Annotated in this window: 17 protein-coding genes, 2 tRNA genes and 3 pseudogenes; 11 read left to right on the forward strand and 11 right to left on the reverse strand. The window is 54.9% G+C overall.

Annotation, left to right across the window (positions count from 1 at the left end; translation table 11 throughout):
* The coding region (locus JHC09_RS15890; protein WP_199532109.1) for a transposase at positions 1–103 on the reverse strand (103 nt) is incomplete at its 3' end.
* A gap of 82 nt (positions 104–185) precedes the next feature.
* Here JHC09_RS15890 and JHC09_RS17010 point away from each other — a divergent pair.
* A pseudogene (locus JHC09_RS17010) lies at positions 186–333 on the forward strand (IS3 family transposase); the annotation flags it as partial.
* A 99-nt stretch (positions 334–432) separates the two neighbouring features.
* On the opposite strand, the gene JHC09_RS15895 reads toward JHC09_RS17010, so the two are convergent.
* Positions 433–1401 (reverse strand): EpsG family protein, encoded by a 969-nt coding sequence (locus JHC09_RS15895; protein ID WP_199532790.1) that lies wholly within the window; start codon positions 1399–1401, stop codon positions 433–435.
* 172 nt (positions 1402–1573) lie between these two features.
* Positions 1574–2188: a hypothetical protein gene (locus tag JHC09_RS15900; RefSeq protein ID WP_199532791.1), complete on the reverse strand. Its 615-nt coding sequence runs from the start codon at positions 2186–2188 to the stop codon at positions 1574–1576.
* Between the two features lie 135 nt (positions 2189–2323).
* Between JHC09_RS15900 and JHC09_RS15905 the strand changes: the two are divergent.
* The 4 genes and pseudogenes from JHC09_RS15905 (at position 2324) to JHC09_RS15915 (ending at position 5926) form a co-directional block, all read left to right on the forward strand.
* Positions 2324–3473: pseudogene (locus tag JHC09_RS15905) on the forward strand (IS3 family transposase).
* Between the two features lie 6 nt (positions 3474–3479).
* Positions 3480–3614, forward strand: coding sequence for a hypothetical protein (locus tag JHC09_RS17115; RefSeq protein WP_282567707.1), 135 nt, complete (start codon positions 3480–3482; stop codon positions 3612–3614).
* A 315-nt stretch (positions 3615–3929) separates the two neighbouring features.
* The gene (gmd, locus tag JHC09_RS15910) at positions 3930–4997 is read left to right on the forward strand and encodes a GDP-mannose 4,6-dehydratase (RefSeq protein ID WP_199532792.1); all 1068 of its coding nucleotides are present in this window, start codon (positions 3930–3932) and stop codon (positions 4995–4997) included.
* Positions 4994–5926: a GDP-L-fucose synthase gene (locus tag JHC09_RS15915; protein WP_199532793.1), complete on the forward strand. Its 933-nt coding sequence runs from the start codon at positions 4994–4996 to the stop codon at positions 5924–5926. The genes gmd and JHC09_RS15915 overlap by 4 nt, the downstream gene beginning before the upstream one ends.
* A 640-nt stretch (positions 5927–6566) precedes the next feature.
* Here JHC09_RS15915 and JHC09_RS15920 read toward each other — a convergent pair.
* A tRNA-Arg gene (locus JHC09_RS15920) sits at positions 6567–6637 on the reverse strand.
* Positions 6638–6763: 126 nt separating this feature from the next.
* Here JHC09_RS15920 and JHC09_RS15925 point away from each other — a divergent pair.
* Positions 6764–7972 (forward strand): site-specific integrase, encoded by a 1209-nt coding sequence (locus JHC09_RS15925; protein ID WP_199532794.1) that lies wholly within the window; start codon positions 6764–6766, stop codon positions 7970–7972.
* A 17-nt stretch (positions 7973–7989) separates the two neighbouring features.
* On the forward strand, positions 7990–8412 hold the full coding sequence (locus JHC09_RS15930) for an HD domain-containing protein (protein WP_199532795.1): 423 nt from the start codon (positions 7990–7992) through the stop codon (positions 8410–8412).
* A 2-nt stretch (positions 8413–8414) separates the two neighbouring features.
* On the opposite strand, the gene JHC09_RS15935 is transcribed toward JHC09_RS15930, so the two are convergent.
* The 4 genes from JHC09_RS15935 to JHC09_RS15950 are packed head-to-tail and all read right to left on the reverse strand — an operon-like array spanning position 8415 to position 15132.
* Positions 8415–11882: a DEAD/DEAH box helicase family protein gene (locus tag JHC09_RS15935; protein WP_199532796.1), complete on the reverse strand. Its 3468-nt coding sequence runs from the start codon at positions 11880–11882 to the stop codon at positions 8415–8417.
* Entirely contained in the window at positions 11879–12412 is a 534-nt protein-coding gene (locus JHC09_RS15940; protein WP_199532797.1) for a hypothetical protein, read from the reverse strand. The genes JHC09_RS15935 and JHC09_RS15940 overlap by 4 nt, the downstream gene beginning before the upstream one ends.
* A gap of 9 nt (positions 12413–12421) precedes the next feature.
* The gene (locus tag JHC09_RS17225; RefSeq protein ID WP_199532798.1) at positions 12422–13600 is read right to left on the reverse strand and encodes a restriction endonuclease subunit S; all 1179 of its coding nucleotides are present in this window, start codon (positions 13598–13600) and stop codon (positions 12422–12424) included.
* Positions 13597–15132: a class I SAM-dependent DNA methyltransferase gene (locus tag JHC09_RS15950; RefSeq protein WP_199532799.1), complete on the reverse strand. Its 1536-nt coding sequence runs from the start codon at positions 15130–15132 to the stop codon at positions 13597–13599. The genes JHC09_RS17225 and JHC09_RS15950 overlap by 4 nt, the downstream gene beginning before the upstream one ends.
* Positions 15133–15189: 57 nt before the next feature.
* Here JHC09_RS15950 and JHC09_RS15955 point away from each other — a divergent pair, with 57 nt between their 5' ends.
* Together JHC09_RS15955 and JHC09_RS15960 are read left to right on the forward strand one after the other, a co-directional pair.
* Entirely contained in the window at positions 15190–15900 is a 711-nt protein-coding gene (locus tag JHC09_RS15955; protein ID WP_199532800.1) for a hypothetical protein, read from the forward strand.
* 97 nt (positions 15901–15997) lie between these two features.
* On the forward strand, positions 15998–16201 hold the full coding sequence (locus tag JHC09_RS15960; RefSeq protein ID WP_199532801.1) for a helix-turn-helix domain-containing protein: 204 nt from the start codon (positions 15998–16000) through the stop codon (positions 16199–16201).
* Between the two features lie 814 nt (positions 16202–17015).
* Here the strand turns inward: JHC09_RS15960 and JHC09_RS15965 are convergent.
* Positions 17016–17092 (reverse strand) — tRNA-Arg (locus tag JHC09_RS15965).
* A gap of 264 nt (positions 17093–17356) precedes the next feature.
* Between JHC09_RS15965 and JHC09_RS15970 the strand changes: the two genes are divergently transcribed.
* Complete coding sequence (locus JHC09_RS15970; protein WP_199532802.1) at positions 17357–17962, forward strand: DNA-3-methyladenine glycosylase I; 606 nt, start codon at positions 17357–17359, stop codon at positions 17960–17962.
* A gap of 34 nt (positions 17963–17996) precedes the next feature.
* Here JHC09_RS15970 and JHC09_RS15975 read toward each other — a convergent pair whose 3' ends face one another.
* Entirely contained in the window at positions 17997–18434 is a 438-nt protein-coding gene (locus JHC09_RS15975; RefSeq protein ID WP_182394735.1) for a peptidylprolyl isomerase, read from the reverse strand.
* Positions 18435–18967: 533 nt separating this feature from the next.
* Here JHC09_RS15975 and JHC09_RS17025 point away from each other — a divergent pair.
* Positions 18968–19309: pseudogene (locus JHC09_RS17025) on the forward strand (lytic transglycosylase domain-containing protein); the annotation flags it as partial.
* Positions 19310–19311: 2 nt separating this feature from the next.
* Here the strand turns inward: JHC09_RS17025 and JHC09_RS15985 are convergent.
* Positions 19312–19686, reverse strand: coding sequence for a response regulator (locus JHC09_RS15985; protein WP_199532803.1), 375 nt, complete (start codon positions 19684–19686; stop codon positions 19312–19314).
* Positions 19687–19769: the final 83 nt, after the last annotated feature.

Consider the following 19769-nt stretch of genomic DNA (forward strand, 5'->3'; position numbering starts at 1 on the left):
CAGCAAGTCCGGCCTTCCGGCAAACCTCGGCCACCGGCGTACCGTCTTCCGCCTGCTTCAAAATGAACGCGATCTGCGCCTCGGTAAACTTGGACGTCTTCATCGAAATCTCCATATCCCGACCAAGGGATCATAATTGGAAAATTCCAGTTCAAAATGGTCCGAATTAGTGGGAGCACGTCACGTCTCAACGCCTAGAGATGGCCGGGAAAGCAATGGCGTTGAAAGGGTGAATAGCTGCTAGCGTGCAGGACCTTCGAGCTCAGCGAGACCTGCTATCATGACAGCGTTAAGCTAAATGACGAAAGCGTACAACTTGTCGATCTCCTGGTAATCTTCTAGGGGAAAGCAGAAGGCGAAACGGATGCGACGAAGTCATTGCGATATAGACACTTTATAGCGGACTGCACGTCCCGCGCAGCGCGCTTCAAGTTACTCTCCAAAAATGAAAATCCTTGTCCCCGCGACAAGTATGGGGATAAAACCAAACACGGTTATGGCGCAGCGAAGCAAAAACTTCTCGCGCAATCGCCTTTCTACCACCCTGACAAGCAAAGGATAAATTGCCAGAAGTGTAAAAAGGGATACACGTTCCGCGGCAGCGCTTGCGAGCATGGCTGCCGCAGCTATGTTCGTGTGTAAAGCGAGAGTCACAAGTAATGCGATCGTGCTTCGCAAATTACGATGAGCGCGCTCTAAGAAAAAAATAGCCCCACAACAAACAGTCAAGATACCGACGTAGGCCCATTCCAATCGCGCGCCCGTTTCCACTCCGGACTTGGTATCACCACCGACAAAAATTGCCACCGGTATCAAAACAATTCCAGCAATAAATGCTACCTGCCGATATTTAGTGAACATTGGCATAAGAAAAATAAACACAGCCGCTACGTTGTGACTGAGCATTGATAGCAATGAAAATGCCACCCCTTTATATGACTTTCGATCATAAATAGCCGAAATAGCAGCAATGAAAAATATTGAACCAGCAAACTGTCGGTAAACATTCTGCATACCCATAATAAATGGGAAAAACGAAATTACTGATATATATGCATACTGAGGCAACCTCAGTCGCTTAAAGGAAAAAAACATTACAGACATGAGAACAACATCCATAACTACAAATGATATTACCTCCGAGCCCGTAATACTCCACAATAACCGATGCCCATACCAAACTACAGGCTCGCGTAGATAATAAGGTGCATCAAAAATGTAGTGCATACTCGCCGCATACACTGCCATATCCACATCAAATCCGCTAAGACGAATGATTACTGACAGTGCTACATAAGTCGCAAAACATACCACAGTGAATGTACCCGCGGATAAAGGGTTGGGCCTAACAGCTAACGCGCAAGCAAGTCCAACAACGGCGATATAAGCTGCAAGCTCCATTGCAAGCTCCATCATAGGAAAGGTGAGCTATTAAAAGCCGAGCCCGCGACATGAGATACTTTGACAACCATCTTCGATGACTAAATTTTCTACTGCTGATCGCGACAACAGAAATGGATCAACAGATGTTCATCAAATACCAAATTTTGCACTTGCTGCCCCTATCGCGCCACTATTGGCCAGTTTTCCGACGTCGCCACCCAACCACGAACGACCTACCACAAGCCAATAGCAGGAACAGGCCGCACGCAGCCCCTAGCGGTAACAGTTGCCTCATTATGGAGGTTGGCCGTGGCACTTCGCGGCTTTCTACCGCTACCAACTTTATCATGCCGGAATCCAGCCCCTTCAAAAATGCTCTGGCAGTGGCATAACTGTCAAAGGCAGCTGAGTTTTGGTTTATTAAGGGTGTAATTTCGTCCACCCAAGCCCTCGTTTGGTTCAACAGCAGCCCCTCGACTTCGGCGATAACCGCGATGACTGCCTTTTCGGAGCCTGCTTCCTGCACGGACAAGACTACCTGACTGGCGGCTCCGCTTGGGAGCACACGAGCCCCGCTTTCCATAGCCGTGGCACTTAGAATTTCAACGATCTGCACGTCGCTCCAAACAACGTTGCCACCAGGGAAGACCGAAAGAATAATCTCCTTTGACGGCGGAGCATCTCCTGCCCTCCACATGTACGCTGACCCGGCTAATCCCAGGATCAAGAAGGCTGCTGCCATCCATTTAAATGACCAAAGCCAATCTGCTATGTCATAAACATCGATATCTTTGTCTTGCGGCACACTTCCCTCCAAGCAAAACCTCACAGCTCATTCCTTACACACGAGCCTGCACCATCTCAACCGCACAAATCAGAGTTGGACGGCCCCAAGCCCGGTCGTCAGGCCCCACCTATCCTTGAGCAGAGGAAGCAGCTTATGAGTACACAGAGATTTACGCCAGAATTCAAATAATATGCCGTCAGAAGGGTAGTTGAACGCTGCTATCGTGTTCTGCATGTCTCGGCACGTATAGGCGTGCCGGCCCATAGCCTTCATAATTGGGTGAAGGCCGTTTCCCCCGCCCGATCCGAGCAGCAATCGCAGGAACTTCTTGAAGCCAAGAGCGAGGTGCCTCGCCTGCACTCGCAATTACGCCGCGCGGAGGAGGAGCGGGATCCCTAAGAAGCCGCGCGATACCTTGCCAAGGAGCTCCAGTGAAGTACGTCTCCATGAACGAACTACACCACGACTACTCCATCACGTTGATGTGCCGTGTTTCGCGGATGGCTCGCGCCGGTTTCTAAGCATGGCTGCACGAGCTGGTCAGCGATCATGCCAGGGAAGATGCACGCCTGCTCGACCTCATCCGCGCCCCTACCACGCCAGCGATGGCGTTTATGGCGCGCGCCGCATCTTCGGTGACTTGCGCGAAATTGGCGAAGTCTGAGGCTTTCCACCATGGCGAACGCATTATGGCTGACAACGTCAGCAAGCCGGTGCGCAGCTATAAGAAGCTTTGAGGCATTTCTGGCCGCCCTTCGATTGTAGCTCCAAGCCACCTGCAACGTTTCTTCACCGTGGGTTCACCCAACAAGGTCTGGGCCACCGACATAACCTATTTCTGAACCTGGCAGGGCTGGCGGTCGTCGTGGACCTGTTCGCGCTTAGGCTGGTGGGCTCGCCGATGAAGCTCTGCCTCTTAAAGGAACAAACTATGAATGTGCTGTTGATGGCCGTCTCGCGCAGAATGCCTGCTAGCAGCGTCCTTGCTCACTCCGATCAGGGAATCCAATATGGCAGCGACGACTTCTAGCGCATCTGTCGGGGCAATAACCTCGAACCCAACATGGACCCACTGGCCAACTGCCAGGACAATGCCGTCGCCGAGTCACTTTTCGTGAGCCTGAATGCGAGCGCATTTGAAAAAACGCATCTACAAAACACGCGACCTCGCCCGAACCGCGATCTTCGACCATAAGCGGTCTTCAACAACCGAGCCCGCCGCCGCTTGGGCCTGGGAGTTATATGCCAAACCAGGAGCCGTTCAGTAAGTGGCTCCCCGAAGGTAGGGGCAGCAAAACCATGAGTTACCTTGAGCCAAATCCACCCGCCAGAGTTACACCAGAACGCCTACTTCGAGCATTACAACCGAAACGTCCCGCATCAATGGCTCGATCGTTACCTCATTGAGAGTATCGATGAGGTGCAGGACATCGAAACACCTTGACTATGGCCCTACAAAAACAAACGGCCCAATATGGATATCGGTGGCATTACGCCCGCACACAAACTGAAAGTGTCCGCTCGAATTCAATCGCGGCTCCCCTCTAGAAACGGAGGGATTACCACAGGGAGCCTGATACTAGTCAGGTAAATGACAATGGCGTCTTTTTTCTTTAAGGCGCCGGAGCGGTACCATTTCACTGTTTTAGAAATCGAAGACGTAATGTACTTCGCTTCCCTTCGATCGCGAAGCACTTTATGGCCTTATATGAAATCTGTCACAGGAAGCATCACCCTTCCTCATCGTGGGTACGAGACAATGAGCACCAGAAAAACAGCCTTGATCACCGGCGTAACAGGCCAAGATGGTGCCTATCTCGCCCGCCTTTTGCTCGATAAGGGGTATATTGTCCACGGCATCAAGCGGCGCTCCTCTTCTTTCAATACCGGCCGCATCGAGGATATTTATCAGGATCCGCATGAGCAGGATCCTCGCTTCTTTTTGCACCACGGTGATCTTACGGATTCCACCAATCTTATCCGCATTGTCCAAGAAACTCAGCCCGACGAGATCTATAATCTAGCAGCACAAAGCCATGTTCACGTGAGTTTTGAAACGCCGGAATACACCGCAAATGCCGACGGCATAGGTACGCTCCGACTGCTTGAAGCTATCCGTATTCTTGGACTTGAGGGTAAGACCCGGTTCTATCAGGCATCGACCTCTGAACTCTATGGTCTTGTGCAGGAAACGCCTCAGCGCGAAACCACCCCTTTCTACCCACGCTCTCCTTACGCAGCTGCAAAGCTATATGCCTACTGGATTGTGGTGAACTACCGCGAAGCGTACGGCATGCACGCGAGCAACGGCATCCTCTTCAACCATGAGAGCCCCCTCCGTGGCGAAACGTTTGTCACCCGCAAGATCACACGCGCTGTCGCTGCCATCCATCTTGGCCTTCAAGCTCGACTGTATCTCGGCAACCTAGACGCGAAGCGCGACTGGGGACATGCAAGAGAATATGTCGAAGGTATGTGGTTGATGCTGCAACAGGACAAACCAGACGACTACGTTCTGGCCACAGGAGAAACGACAGCAGTTCGTGATTTCGTCGAGTGGAGTTTTGCCGATGTCGGGATCAAGGTCGAATGGCACGGCTCAGGTGTTGACGAGAAGGGCTTTGACGCCGCTACCGGTAAATGCCTCGTAGAAGTCGATCCGCGTTATTTCCGACCAACTGAGGTTGAGCTTTTGTTAGGTGATCCGAAAAAAGCCAAAGAAAAACTCGGATGGACACACAAGACAACCGTCCGCGCTTTGGCCGCTGAAATGGTGCAATCAGATCTAGCTCTGATGCAAAGTGAAAAGGCTGCCCGACACTCATGAGTTACGATTTAAAAGGCAAACGCATCTGGGTTGCTGGTCATCGTGGTATGGTCGGCAGCGCCGTTGTCCGGCGCTTGGCAACCGAAAATTGCGAGGTCATTACAGCGGGCCGCGATACTGTGGACCTAAAGCGGCAGTCAACAGTGGAGCGCTTCCTTGACGAAGCGCGACCTGACGCAATCGTCATGGCGGCCGCGAAGGTTGGTGGTATCTTGGCGAATGATACTCAACCGGCAGAATTCCTATACGATAACCTAATTATCGAGGCGAACATAATACAAGCTGCTCACGCTGCTGACGTGAATCGCTTCTTGTTTCTCGGCTCATCTTGCATCTATCCCAAACTAGCTGCTCAACCCATCAGTGAAGTTGCGCTTCTTACGGGGCCCCTTGAGCCAACCAACGAATGGTACGCTGTTGCCAAAATTGCTGGGATCAAGCTGGCCCAAGCGTATCGCAAGCAATATGGTCGTGACTATGTTAGCGCTATGCCGACAAATCTTTACGGCTCCGGCGACAATTTTGATCTCAACTCAAGTCACGTCTTGCCCGCCCTTATTCGCAAGGCGCACGAAGCCAAAGTCACCGGCGCGAAATCTATTACCGTCTGGGGTACAGGCAGCCCTCGGCGAGAATTTCTTCACGCGGATGATTGTGCAGACGCACTCGTGTTTTTGCTCAAGAACTACTCCGAGGCCGAACACGTCAATGTCGGATCGGGAGAAGACGTTACGATATTGGAGCTAACTCAGCTTGTGTGCGAGATCATTGGCTTCAAAGGGGAAATCGTGCACGATCTATCAAAACCCGACGGTACACCCCGGAAGCTGATGAGCGCTGACAAGCTGACGAGCCTTGGATGGAGGCCACACATCTCCCTACGGGACGGGATAGCAACCACCTATAAGTGGTACTTGCAGCAACTATAAAATTTTTCGTGGTCAGGTCAAAAATGCCAAGGGGGTAGACGGGTGAGCCCCTCCCTGAATATGACTTCAATTTGCTATCTTTAGAAATTTCTATCTTGCGTGCATGGGATTGCAGCACCCCATGCACGCAATCCCATCTGGTCAAACATTATTAAGAATTTCGAACACGACTAGTCATTCGCCCAATCAATCTAAAAAGTGTATTTCGCGTTACAGACAAAACTTGCCCCTCCCACCAGCGTTGACGAACTGCCTTCAAGACTGTTTTTCGTGCAACTCCGGCGGGCACAGCATAGCTCCCACATACTCCAACCGAGCACTGCCCGTCGTCGCAGAAATCTGACGCCGAAGCAGATCAGGGCAGCGGGTAGCTACGATGTGCAAATGGCCATTACCATCAGTGATGAGAGCAAAAATCTTCATCTGAGCCTCCCCTACGCCAGCTGGCCGAAACGACACCAATCGCCAATGGCGATGGGCCGATTAATCAAGCGAATGAGCGGGAGGAAGGTTTGGCTGCAGCAAGCATCCTTGGCACAGCCAATTGTGCCAGATTTGTGCCAGATCATGTGCGGAAGCGTAGCAAGGTACAAATTCACGGACTCACGAAATGCTAAAGCATTGTATTTGCGTGAGTATTTGGCGCACCCGGCGAGATTCGAACTCACGACCTCTGCCTTCGGAGGGCAAGATCCCGACTTTTACCGGCGCTCCGCCATACTCCATAAAGATCTGATTTCTCGGAACTTCCTGACTTTATTATGACGCATTAGCACTGAGCATCTTCCAATTTCCGGTCGCGGTGGTTACTATGTGGTTACGCGGGAGAGGTGCTTGATGGCTAGTAAGATCACAAAAAGCTTGGTCGATAAGGCGGAGATATCGGGAGCCGATTACTTCCTATGGGATACCGACCTTAAGGGCTTCGGGCTGAAGGTATCCGCTGGCGGTCGCAAGTCCTACGTCTGCAAATACAGGGTGGGCCGTGGAAGAGCTGCGCCCACACGCCGCGTGACGATAGGTGCCCACGGCTCTCCTTGGACACCAGACGCCGCTAGAGAAGAAGCACGCCGCATTCTTGGATTAGCCGCCAATGGGCGCGACCCTGCTGGAGAAAAACAGAGGTCGCGAACCGAGCTGACCGTGTCCGAACTTTGTGAACTGTACATCGAGAAGGGGATCGGGTCGAAGAAAGCCAGTACCATAGCTACCGACAAAGGCAGAATTGAACGCCACATTGTCCCGTTGATCGGCAAGCTGAAGCTGTCCCAGGTTACCAAAAGCGTCGTCAAAACCTTACTGGAGGACATAGCTAAAGGTAAATCTGCGGATGACGTAAAGACGGGCACCCGCGGTCGAGCCATTGTAACAGGCGGCAAGGGTACTGCGTCGCGGACAGTAGGCTTGCTGGGTGGGATTTTCACATTCGCAGGTGAGCTTGGCTTAGTCGACACAAACCCGGTGCACGGCGTGAAACGCTATCGGGACAACAAGAACCAGCGTTTTCTTACCCACGAAGAGTTCTTTCTACTCGGACGAGCACTCAAACAAGTCGAAACCACCGCGCATCCCTACGCGGTTGCAATAATACGGCTTCTCGCGCTCACCGGAACGCGCAAGGGCGAGATCGAAATGCTAAAATGGTCGGAAGTGGATCTAGTCACAGGCTACCTCCACCTCGCGGACTCCAAGACTGGCGCGAAGAGCTTGCCTCTCAACGACGGAGCGCTAACTATTCTCCAGCAACTTCCCAAAACTAACGGATACGTATTCCCTGCCACCGTTGGCACTGGCCATTATAGCGGCACCCCCAAGGTGTGGCGTCAGGTTCGCGACGCAGCAGGACTACCAAACTTACGGCTGCATGATCTCAGGCACAGTTTCGCAAGCGTGGCCGTGTCTCAAGGAACCAGCTTGCCTATTATTGGCGGATTGCTCGGGCACTCTGAGCCCAGCACGACTAACAGGTACGCGCACCTGCACAATGATCCGGTAAAAGCCGCGTCTCAAGCCGTTTCTGACGCGATAGCCAATTCCATCTTGTAATTGTTCAGGAGAACGCCATGAGCCCTTTAGAACTGGCATTAGCAACAGCCCTCAAGGTTCACCAGGGGCAGACAGATAAAGGCGGCGCTCCGTATATCTTGCATCCGATCAGGGTGATGATGCAGCTAGAGAGCGACGCCGAGCGCATCGTAGGCCTCTTGCACGACAGCGTGGAAGATTGCGTTTGGTACACGCTCGATAAGGTGGAAGATGACTTCGGCACCGAAATTCGCGCCGCGGTGGATGCGATTACCAAACGCGCGGGCGAGGACTACCCAGAGTATCTGCAGCGGGTGAAGGCGAACGAGATCGCCCGGAAGGTGAAGCTGGCCGATCTCAACGACAACTCTGACACCGGCCGCTTAGGCCGCGAGGTCGATGCCTCCGACCTTAAGCGTCTCGAAAAGTACGCATTCGCGCACACGTTCTTGAGCGCTTGAGCTCAGGCGACATTAACGTTCGCGCTGGTGTTGATTTTTTCAATCAGCTCGAACAGGCGGTCTGTATGCTCGATAGTGAAGACCTGTTCTGGGCCTGAGGGCGCAATGTCTTTGAACGGGCTTGCGTAAAGAAGGCGGGGATCCATCGTCCCTTTTTCAGTTAAGTGCTCTATGACGAGCTCAACGAATTCCACCTGATCTGCCGTTACCGTGCCAGAGGCGATAAAGTTACTGAATTCGGCCGCGACCGCAGCTCGCTCTAGCCCCACGAGTGAACGGATGAACCGCCCCAGACCGCTGCTCAGCTCGGCGGCCTTTTCTATCTGCGCCTTATCTCCGACACCTGCGGCCAGTAACAGCGCTTCAAGCTGCTCAAGGTCCACCTTCGTCAATGGGAGCCCCCTGCGTAGCTTCTGCAACGTCAGATTATCCTCATGCTCGAGCAAGAAGCGGCGTGCCTTGCGCTTGAAGCGAGCGAAATCAACCGAACCAATCTGTGGCAGCTCTATATTTACGTTTTGGCCGATCTCATCGGCAAAGTCGGAATAGACAATCCCGCGCTTTGATTTTTCAACGTGCTGCACAAGATTGCGAAGACGTAACCGCACCAGCTCAAGAAGTGGAACGGTCACACCTTCCCACCAGGCGTCTGTTTGAATTTCGAGAATAAATTCTTGCTGAGACGCTACCACCGGGATGGTGAATTGCTCTTCAAGCGCAGAGACAATCTCGAGAAGCTGTTTGCGATAGCGATCGAAGCTCTTGCTGGTCCGCAGCAGAGAAAGCTGTAGGTTGAGCATCAGCAGGTCGAAGCGCTTGGCAGCCTCGTTACCGAGTTTGCGATCGGTAGGGAGGCCTGCGACTTCGTCAACAAGCTCCTGTTGCGCAGCCTGGTCGATCGCGAGCCAACTCTCCGGACTCTGGAATTTCTCGACCGCGCGGCGATGCGGCCGCACAATGAAATTGTCGGGGTTCATGCCAGCAACGTAGTCGCGCAACGCATCGAGCGTGATGGCGCGAACGGAAGCCTCGTCATGCGGCGCGGGAGCGTCTCCAGCTGGACCGAGCGTAGCCTGCTCGCTTTCACCGAACTCTCTCCCACCCTCGCCTTTTTCCTTCTCGTCAAGAGCCATGACGAGGTCCAGTCGCGCCCCAAACAGCCGCTCGGACAGGCTCTTCCCAGTCGCCCCCTCGGTCGGCTTGGGATTCTGGCTGAAGAACTCTAGGTTCTGGCAGAAGTCAAAAACGTAGAAGCATTCCTTGTCCCGACCTGGTCCGAAAAGGTCCTCGCAAAGTCGCGTACCGCGACCGAGGATCTGCCAGAATTTGGTCTTGGAGCGGATCAGCTTGAACAGCACCAGATTGACCACTTCCGGCACGTCGATGCCGGTATCGAGCATGTCCACCGAGATCGCGATGTGCGGGTTTTTGTCCTTGGTTGAAAAGTCGTCGATCAGGTTTTGGGCATATTCGGTCTTGAAGGTGATCACCCGCGCGAAATGGCCAGCCAAGGCGGGGTAATTCACATTGAACCGCTTTTCGATGAACTCGGCATGCGCCTGGTTCTTGGCGAAGATGATGGTCTTGCCCAGCCGGTCGCCACCCTCCACCTTAAGGCCGTTGGTCATCACATGGGCCAACACCTTGTCGACAGTGTCAGTGTTAAACAACCACTTGTTGATTGCTTGCGCGTCGACGCTGTCGGGGATCTCATCCTCATCCCATTCCAGCATGTCCCACTGGTCTTTTTCCGCGTCGCTCAGGCTCTCATATTTGATGCCCTCGCGCTGGAATTTCAGCGGAACAGACACGGCCTCCGGCGGTACCAGATATTCGTCGGCAACTGCCTGCTCGAGGGAATAGTAATCCGTCGGCACGCCGTCCTCGAGTTCAAACAGGCTATAGGTGTTGCGGTCGATTTCGTCGCGTGGCGTCGCAGTCAGCCCCACCAGCAGGCTGTCGAAATAGTCAAAGATGGCGCCATAGCGCTGATAAACCGAACGGTGCGCCTCATCGATGATGATGAGATCGAAATGTCCCACGCCAAAATGGCGCCCCTCCTCGCGCTTCTGGTCGATCAGGCCCATCATTGTAGGATAGGTCGAAACATAGACGCGGCCTTTGGTGGATTTTTCGGTGACAAGGTTCACCGGAGCGGCATCCGGCAAGTGTTCCTTGAACGCAGCCACGGCCTGGTTCACCAGCGCCACACGGTCGGCAAGGAAGAGGATGCGCTTGGCCCAATTGGCTTTCATCAAGAGGTCAGCCAGCGCGATAACCGTGCGCGTCTTTCCCGAGCCGGTGGCCATCACCAGCAGGCCCTTGCGTTGGCGATCCGTCTCAAAACTCTGGGCGATGCGCGAGATGGCGCGACGCTGGTAATAACGTCCGACAATTGACTTGTTGATGTCGGCTTCGAGCAGTGGTCGACGTGAACGCCGCCGCTCGATCAGCAGCGCCAGCTCGTCCTTTTTGAGAAAGCCCTGGATAGCGCGCGGCGGATAGCGCGCGTCATCCCAGATCCAGTGCTCATAGCCATTGGTGTAGAAGATCACCGGGCGTTGACCGAATTTGGCTTCCAGCCCATCGGCATAGAGCTTGGCCTGTTGCTGGCCAACGCGCGGGTCGCGCTTGGTGCGTTTCGCTTCGATAACGGCCAGCGGTTTGCCGTCATCGCCCCACAGCACATAGTCGGCATAACCCACGCCCTGATTGTTGGGCATGCCATCGATGGGGTATTCGCGCTTTTCTGCGCTCTCCAGCGACCACCCCGCTTCATTGAGCAGCAGGTCAATATAGGCATCGCGGGTTTGCGCTTCGTCGTAGTCGTGGCGGATTGGTGCGGCTGCGTTTTCGCGCTTGGCCGCTGCCAGCTCGGCGCGCAGCGCGGCCAGTTCCGCGACAATGTCCGACTGCGCTTCAGCCGGAACGCTGCGCAATTGCTCGATCTGGCGGCGCAGCTCTTCATTGGCTTCGTCGCGTGCCGCAAGCTCGGCGTTGAGCTGTTGCAGCTGCGCAAAGCTGCGCTTGAGCACGTCATCGCGGCGCGTCAGCTCTGCAGGGTCAAATTGCAGATCAGCCCTTGGACGGGTCTTGCGGGCATAGGTGGCGGCGAGCCAGAAGGTGACGTGGAAGAGGTCGGCAATGGCCTGGCTTACCTGCGTTTTGGCCGGCTCTCTCGCCTCGTGCGCCGCCTGATTACCCAGCTTGGTGATGAGGCGGATTTTGGAAAACACCGCTTCGCCCACCAGCGCCTTGAAGCTGGGTTCGTGCGTTAGCGCCGCCAGATTGGTTTCATAGGGAAAGCGCAGCGAAGCGTCGTGCTTGTAGAGCCAGTGAACGGCGACCTCGACCGTCTTGCGCGCATAGATCGCCGCCGCCCCCGGCGCTGAAAGCCCATGCCGCTCCGCCTCCTTGGCCAGGGCGAAAATCTCGGGAAATTCGTCTGCAAGAAAGGCGAAGTTGCTCATGGGCGAATCTCGCTCAGGTTTGGGAAATGTTCGATCAGGGCATTTTTGACTAACTGCCAGTCATCGTGGTCGAGCGGCGCATTGCTGGAAACGGTGTTCAGGACTTCGTAGCCAGACGCCGTAAGTTCACGAGCAAGCTTTGCCTCTAAAGCAGCCGCCCGATTCCTAAATGCAACATGCCGAGTAAACGCGTCCCTATAGTGGGGTGCTTGACCATGGAGAAAATCCGGATGTCGTTCTACCTCTGGGAAGATGGGCCCTAACGCAATCATCCTGAACGTGTCGTAATGCCAGGTGTCTTTTTCTGGGTATCGTTTCCGAAGGTGCTTCAGCAGAGCGTTTGTGTTGTCCGCGTCACCTAGGTGCTGACCGAAGCGACGATAGACAGAGGACGCATACGGGCTGGAGTTGTCGCCAGTTCGCCCGACGTAATAGAGATCCTCGCCATCAACCGGAACTTGCCAAACATAAAGCCAGAAGCCTCTTTGCGTCATGCGTGCGGGCAAATCGACGACATAAGTTTCAGGCATTTTGCCCCCTCAAAGTTGACCAGAAAACGCGCGGTGTTGGAGAGAGGAAAACAAGTCTTGGATTACTGAAAGAGACCCGTTGTAACGGCTTTGCCGCGCCCGAATCCGCTCGACTGTCTCGGAATATCGTCTCTGAGATGCCTGATCCGGGATCAAAATCGGAATAGCCTGCATTTCTTTAGCATTAATGTTTGCCATCCCAACGATGCTCTTAGCCATACCCCTCAAGGTCTTCTTTCCGTGCGGCGAGTTTAGATAACCTGAAACATACTCGGGAGAAAATTCAGACTTAGTCCTGGCTCTAACGAGATAGCCGGCAAATGCGTAGGGTTCATCTCTGTCGAATACGGCCGTTTTGCCCACCAACTCTGCGCTGTTAGTGCGATTGAAGAGAATATCTCCCCGCCTAACTGTGTAGCGATCGATCTCGTCTTCCGACAAGTCGATGTATTTGAGATCAGCGTAGTCCATCTGGCCATTGTTGGTGAGGTTCCCCATTCGGAGCATTGGATAAGCCCCAATTTGCCCGGCCTTGCCGCTGCTGCCATAGGTAGCACTTTCAAGAAGGTCGCCTATCTTGCCTACTGGAAGCCCTAGCCGGTTATGCGCAGGGTCCCCAAACATCTCCACAAAGATCGACTGCGTCAGGCTGTCGAGCAATGCGATGGCGCGTTTGCGCTTCTGGCGCAGCGCATCGGCCTTGTCCAAAATCGCCGCAATCCGCCGCTGCTCGCCGAGTGGCGGGAGGGGGACCCTAGTTTTGCGTATCTTGTCTTGGCTTATATTGGGCTGCGCGCCCCCCGCAGCCATGCTGACTAGCTGCGGCACCTTTGCTTCTAATGCACGAAAAAGATATCTGGTGTCCGCGCTAGAGGGGTCAGGACGTATATTACAGATAGCTTGATTGGTCGCAGCGTCGCACCCGAGAATGGCAAGGCGCCCGACAGTGGCACCATACATAGCAACTAGCAATGCGCCCGCGGGAACTAGCTTTGCGGAGCTATTGTGCAAGCCCAACTCCGAGATATGCTCCTCGGTATCTAGGATAAGACCTTCTCGAAGTTCGCCTGACTTAACCCAGGGTATTTCACCACCATAAAATTCGTCTCTAGAACGATCCGGAGTTCCACCGCTGCCAGTTTGGCAGAAGTCGCCGATCGCAACTTCATTTGGCCAAAGACAGCTCACAGCATTGCCTCCAGCTCATCCAGCCCCAGAGCGATTTCCGCCTCCAGCATCTTCAGCTCCGCAATGATCTCCTTTGGCGCGCGGTGCTCCACCGCTTCGTGCACCACTTCTTTGTAGCGGTTGATGGAAAGGTCATAATCCGCCGCAGCAATGTCAGCCTTCGGCACCGCGAAACTCTGCTCGGTGCGGACGCGCTCCCGCTCGCTGCCAGCGCGCTGCCCCCAACGCGCCAAAACGTCCGGCAGATTGTTCTTGCCATGCTCTTCTTCTGCCAGCGCCCCCTCTGGCACCGGTCCAAATTTGTCGGCGCTGACCAGCATCTGACGCTTGTCATCTAGGCTCAGTCCATCGGCCTGCACATCATAGAACCAGACATGGTCGGTGCCGCCCGAATTGGTCTTGGTGAAGATGACAATAGCAGTCGACACACCCGCATAGGGCCGAAACACGCCCGAGGGCAGCTTGATGATGGCGTCAAGCTTGTGATCTTCCACCAGCATCTTGCGGATGGCCTTATGAGCAGTGGACGAGCCAAACATCACGCCATCAGGCACAATCACCGCAGCACGCCCACCGGGTTTGAGCAGTTTTAGGAACAGGGCCATGAACAGCAGTTCGGTCTTTTTGGTTTTGACCGTCTTGAGCAAATCCTTGGACGTCGTTTCGTAATCGAGAGATCCGGCAAACGGCGGGTTGGCAAGGATGAGCGAATAGGCGTCGGCATCATTCGCCGCGCCCTCGGCGAGGCTGTCTCGATAGCGCAGATTGGCGCCTTCAACGCCGTGCAAAGCCATGTTCATAGAGCCAATGCGCAGCATGGTGCTGTCGAAATCGAAACCGTTGAACATGGTCTCGTGGAAGTGCTTGCGCAGCTCTTCGTCGCGGAAAATGCCGGGGTGATGCTTGCGCACATACTCGCCCGCCGCCACGAGAAACCCGGCTGTGCCAGCTGCCGGGTCGACAATGACATCCTTCGGACCAGGCTCCATAAGTTCAACCATCAGCTGAATGATGTGGCGCGGCGTGCGGAACTGGCCGTTCGTGCCGGCGCTGGCGATCTTGCCCAGCATATATTCATAGAGATCACCCTTGGTGTCGCGATCGTCCATCGGGATGTCATCGAGCATGTCGACGACCTTTGCCAGCAGCGCCGGCGTAGGAATGGTGAAACGCGCGCCCTTCATATGCTCGGCATGGCTGGTTCCGGCCTCACCCATTTCGCGCAGGAAGGGGAATACATGCTCCGAGACGATGGTGAACATCTCGGCCGGTGCCCGCTCCTTGAACACGCTCCAGCGCAAATCGCGATAGGCGCGGCCGCGGCTATCGTTACCTTCCGGGTAGACAGCAGAAACCGAGGCAGTGCCAAAACGAGTTAGCTGACGCTCATAGTTCGTTTGCGCATCATCTAACCCGCGCACAAACAGCAAGTAAGTGATCTGCTCAATGACTTCGAGCGGGTTAGAAATACCGCCTGTCCAAAAGGCATTCCAAACAGCATCGATCTTTGATCGCAATTCACCGGTTATCACGGCAGTTCCTTAAGATATAAACTTGAGGGAGTTAAACCTGAGCACGACGGAAGCTCAATGGCGCATCGCTCCAAATATGCATTTATGCCGGTTCCAGAGTTGCCAAACCGTTCCGTGCGCCTAGATTTCTCGGAAGCGAGGAAATTAGTTGCCACGTTATTTAGAGAGCCGCAGCTTGAAGCCATGTATGACCGGCGTGAGGTCCCTCTGTCGCGAGAGCAATTTCCAATCGAGCACTTTCGCGACCTGCCACCGCGTGACAAGCACTACATAGCGTGGCTTTTTGCAGGGCCAGTGATCTTAGACGGCTTAGCACTGGCGAAATTCTCAAGTTATCTGCACGACCCCGTCAGCGGGATCCTAATGATGGTTCCGACCGAATATTGGAAGCAGGCTGGACTGGACTACCCGGTCGACAGCCGCATCCAAATCTTGGCGTCGCTATTTTACGATGCCAGCGTCTATGCCTCCGCTCCCCTGTTCCTCGTTCAGCAAGACCTTGCCGCTGCGTTTTCGAGCACCCCAAAAGCGCGGGCGGGTAGACAGCCCAAATACGACTGGGAGGGGTTCGCAAACCATTTGGGAGACCTCCTAGTGGATAGAGGGATGCCAATGGTTGGCGATCCAGGCTGGTCCTCTCAATCTGATGTGGAGACTGAAATGGCCAGATGGTGCCTCAGTGCTTGGGGGCAAGAACCTAGCCCGTCCGTAATTCGGCATTACGTAAAGCAATCCCTCAACAAGTTTTCGGCCGAGCGAACAGGCTGATAATCGATTTCCGGCAATTTCCGGCCAAATCGGCGGAATTGTCTCTACGGTCCGCGCATGTTCTCGGCGGTCTTCAACCGACACCACGAGATTGAAAATGAACGACTACAATGCGCTACTGGATGCCAAAGCCGCAGCGAACTTGCTCGCCCTCTCACCGTCCACACTCGCAAAACTGCGCATCTACGGTGGCGGGCCTCGCTACTTAAAATTAGGCCGCCGCGTAGCCTACGCACGAGAAGACCTGGATGCTTGGCTCGACCAGAACAGAAGGGCGAGCACTTCTGACCTGACGAAATAGGCTCATCAGCCGGGAGGTGAACTAAGCGCCTCCCGAACCTTCCTCTAGCGAAGGCCAAAAACATTGCCCCCAAGTAACCCAAACAAGTTTAAGCGTGATAACAGCCCTCCAGGGCCATTCGTATGGATCACCAGAAGCATGCTCGAGTCGGATGCATGGCATAGGTTATCTATTGCTGCCCACTCGATCCTTATGCGTATTGAAATTGAGCATCTGGCACATGGCGGTCAGGAGAACGGGCGGCTCACCTGTACCTACGACGATTTTGTTAAATTTGGTGTGCGCCGCAGAAGCATCCCCTCAGCACTGACTGAACTCCAAGAACGCGGCATCATCAGAATAACGAGCGCTGGACGTCGCTCTTCTGGGCTCATGCGCCACCCTAATCAGTACTACCTAACGTGGCTACCTAGCGCTGACGGTGAAATGCCAACCAACGACTGGAAGCGATACAGGCGACGTTGATGAGCTCAACGTATCCCTCCAAAATATATATAGCAGGGGCGGGAACGCCCCCAAGCTTTACTCTTCCTTGCGCTTACTGATGATGCAGTTAGGGTCACATTCGCCCCTAGCAGCAGTCAAAAACCGCCCCTAGGGGAACAAGTTTTGACACCACTACACGCGGGCGCGCGTAAAGGGACGAAAGTGCCCCTAGGGAAGCACCGCAAAGCCGTCCTGTATCACCCCCTAAAGAGCGCGCACCTATTCCCGGTAGGCGAGAATAAAACCGAAGAAGCCGCGCGGTGGTTACCATGTGGTTACTACGCGCGATTAGCAACGCACAGTGATCCAGCTAAGTCATTGAAATTATTGGTGCACCCGGCGAGATTCGAACTCACGACCTCTGCCTTCGGAGGGCAGCGCTCTATCCAGCTGAGCTACGGGTGCAGGCCGGAATCGGGAGGTAGACCCCGATGAATGAGCGGCAAACTAATGGAACTATGGCGCTTTCGCAACCAGCGATGTGGCCCCTTGGGTTCTCTCCACACCTCGTGGCGCCGAGGGGCATATCTATGGCACTTGGCTGGCCTTTATGGGCCTGAGCCTTGGCATCGGAATGGCCGAGCACGGGCCGCGCGCCCCAAAACCTACTGACAGCGTGTGCCAATTTCTGCAGTATGACCAAGGTGTTTATGGAATGCGAGGGAAGCGATGAGCCTAGTAACAGGCCCCGATGGTGCGCCGCGCTGCGGCTGGTGCGGGGAAATCGCCGAATTCATTCCCTATCACGACCATGAATGGGGTTTCCCCGTTGTCGATGACCGCAGGCTGTTTGAGAAAATCAGCCTTGAAGGGTTTCAGTCGGGCCTCTCTTGGCGGACGATCCTTAATAAGCGCGAAAATTTTCGGTGTGGCTTTGCCAATTTTGAAATCGACGCGGTCGCCCAGTTCACCCAAGACGATGTCGAGCGCCTTTTGCAGAATAGCGGCATTGTTCGACACCGGGGAAAGATCGAGGCGGTGATCAATAATGCGCAACGGGCGCAGGAGTTGATCAAAGAGGCCGGCTCGATTGCAGGCTTTGTCTGGCAGTATGAGGCGAAAACGCAGAGCCCGCCGCAGAGCCAGACGACATCGGCTGAGGCGATTGCCCTTTCAAAGGCGTTCAAGAAACGCGGCTGGAAGTTTGTCGGCCCGACGACCGTCTTCGCCTTCATGCAGGCGATGGGCCTCGTCAATGACCATCATGAAGGCTGCGTGACCCGCGCAAAGGCAGCTGAGGCCCGCGCCGCTTTTTCGCCACCACAAATAAAATAAAGGCGGCTCTGCGCCGCCTTTTGGGCAAGCCTAATTAGGCCTGCGCGCGCACTTCGACCAGCTCGACATCGAAAATAAGGTCTTTGCCAGCCATCGGATGGTTAGCGTCGACCGTGATGGTCTCATCATCCATATCGATCACGGTGATCGTCACAAGGCTGCCATCGGGACCACGGGCCTGCAGTTGCGTGCCGAGCTCCAGGGGGATGCCAGCGGGGACGAAATTGCGGCTCATCACCTGAACCGCCTCGTCGTGGTGGGGACCGTAGGCATCGGCCGCCGGAATGGTGACAGTGGACTTATCGCCGACACGCATCTGCGCAACGTGACGGTCTAGCCCCGGAATAACCTGACCAACCCCGTGGGTGAATTCCAAAGGTTCACGCCCCTCGGAACTGTCAAACACAGTCCCATCGGGAAAGCGCCCGGTGTAATGAATGCGAATGATATCGCCGGTCTGAGGTGTACTCATGGATCGGCCTTTCGGTATAGTGTTTCCAGACGGGCTGGAACGTTTAGGACTGTCGCGGCCTATCGCTTAACCCCTCTTTAAGCCTAAGGCCCTAGAGGGCGGGGCAGGTTCAATGGCTCGCAACGATGAAACCCATTAGGGTTTACTGGCCATATCCAAGACTCTGGGCGAGATCGTGGCCGCAAGAAGCGCCCGAATGCTCGGTCCGATCACACTTGCTGCGCTCGCGTGGCTCCGCCCCAAAGCCGCCGCGTTTTGCGCATACGGCATTTTTACAGACGGGTAATCTGGGAATGCGAATGACGGCACGGCCGCTTACCATCACCGCCACCTTGATCCTAGCCACTGTGCTGGCGGGGTGCTCCTTTGCTGGCATTAAGCCAATGGCGGGGAACCGAGCGGGACAAACTGCAGCTGCTGCACTCGAGCAGGCTGTGGCAACGCCAACGCCGGCCGGCCATGTGCCGAAAGCGGCGGCGGTTCCAACAGCACCTGCCGATGTGGTGATGGCCTATGCCGACACACGCGGCAAGATCAATGCGCTGGTGACCCATTACGCGGCCCAGTACAATGTGCCTGAAAGCCTGATCCACCGCGTGATCGTGCGCGAAAGCACCTATAATCCCGCAGCCCGCAATGGCCCCTATTACGGCCTTATGCAGATTAGCCACGCAACCGCGCGCGGCATGGGCTACCGAGGCGAACCCGCAGGCCTATTGGATGCCGAAACCAATATGCGTTATGCCGTGCGCTATCTGGCTGGGGCTTACATGACCGCTGGTGGCGATCCTGACCGGTCGGTGCAATATTATGCACGGGGCTATTACTACGACGCCAAGCGTCTCGGCCTCGTTGAAAAGGCTGGCCTGCGTTAAGTTTAGCCCTCGCGGCCCAAGAGTTTATTGAGAATAGTGTCGAGTTCGTCGAGCTGGTAGGGCTTTTCCAAGCGCGGTAGATCGCTGGATTGGTTGTGCGGCAGCTCGGCATAACCGGTGACCAAAAGAACCTTCAGGCCCGGGCGGAGCTTTTGCGCGGCTTCCGCCAATTCGATGCCTGTAATGCCGGGCATCGAATAGTCTGTCATCAGAACACTGATGTCAGCGCGTTCTTCGAGCATTTTCAGCGCCTCGGCGCCAGAATAAGCCTCAATTGCGATGTGCCCAAGTTCGGCAAGCAGATCCACCGTATTCATGGTGATCAATGCATCATCATCGGCCACCAAAATTGTAGCCTGCCCCACAGTCGTCGTCATAGGTGAACGCCCCCTCCTCAGCCATGCGCGCTCTTGCGGCGCATTAGGGCTAACACACTGACCTATAGCCTATGAGAGGCCGA

It is taken from the genome of Devosia sp. MC532, assembly GCF_016461625.1.
Taxonomy (GTDB): domain Bacteria; phylum Pseudomonadota; class Alphaproteobacteria; order Rhizobiales; family Devosiaceae; genus Devosia.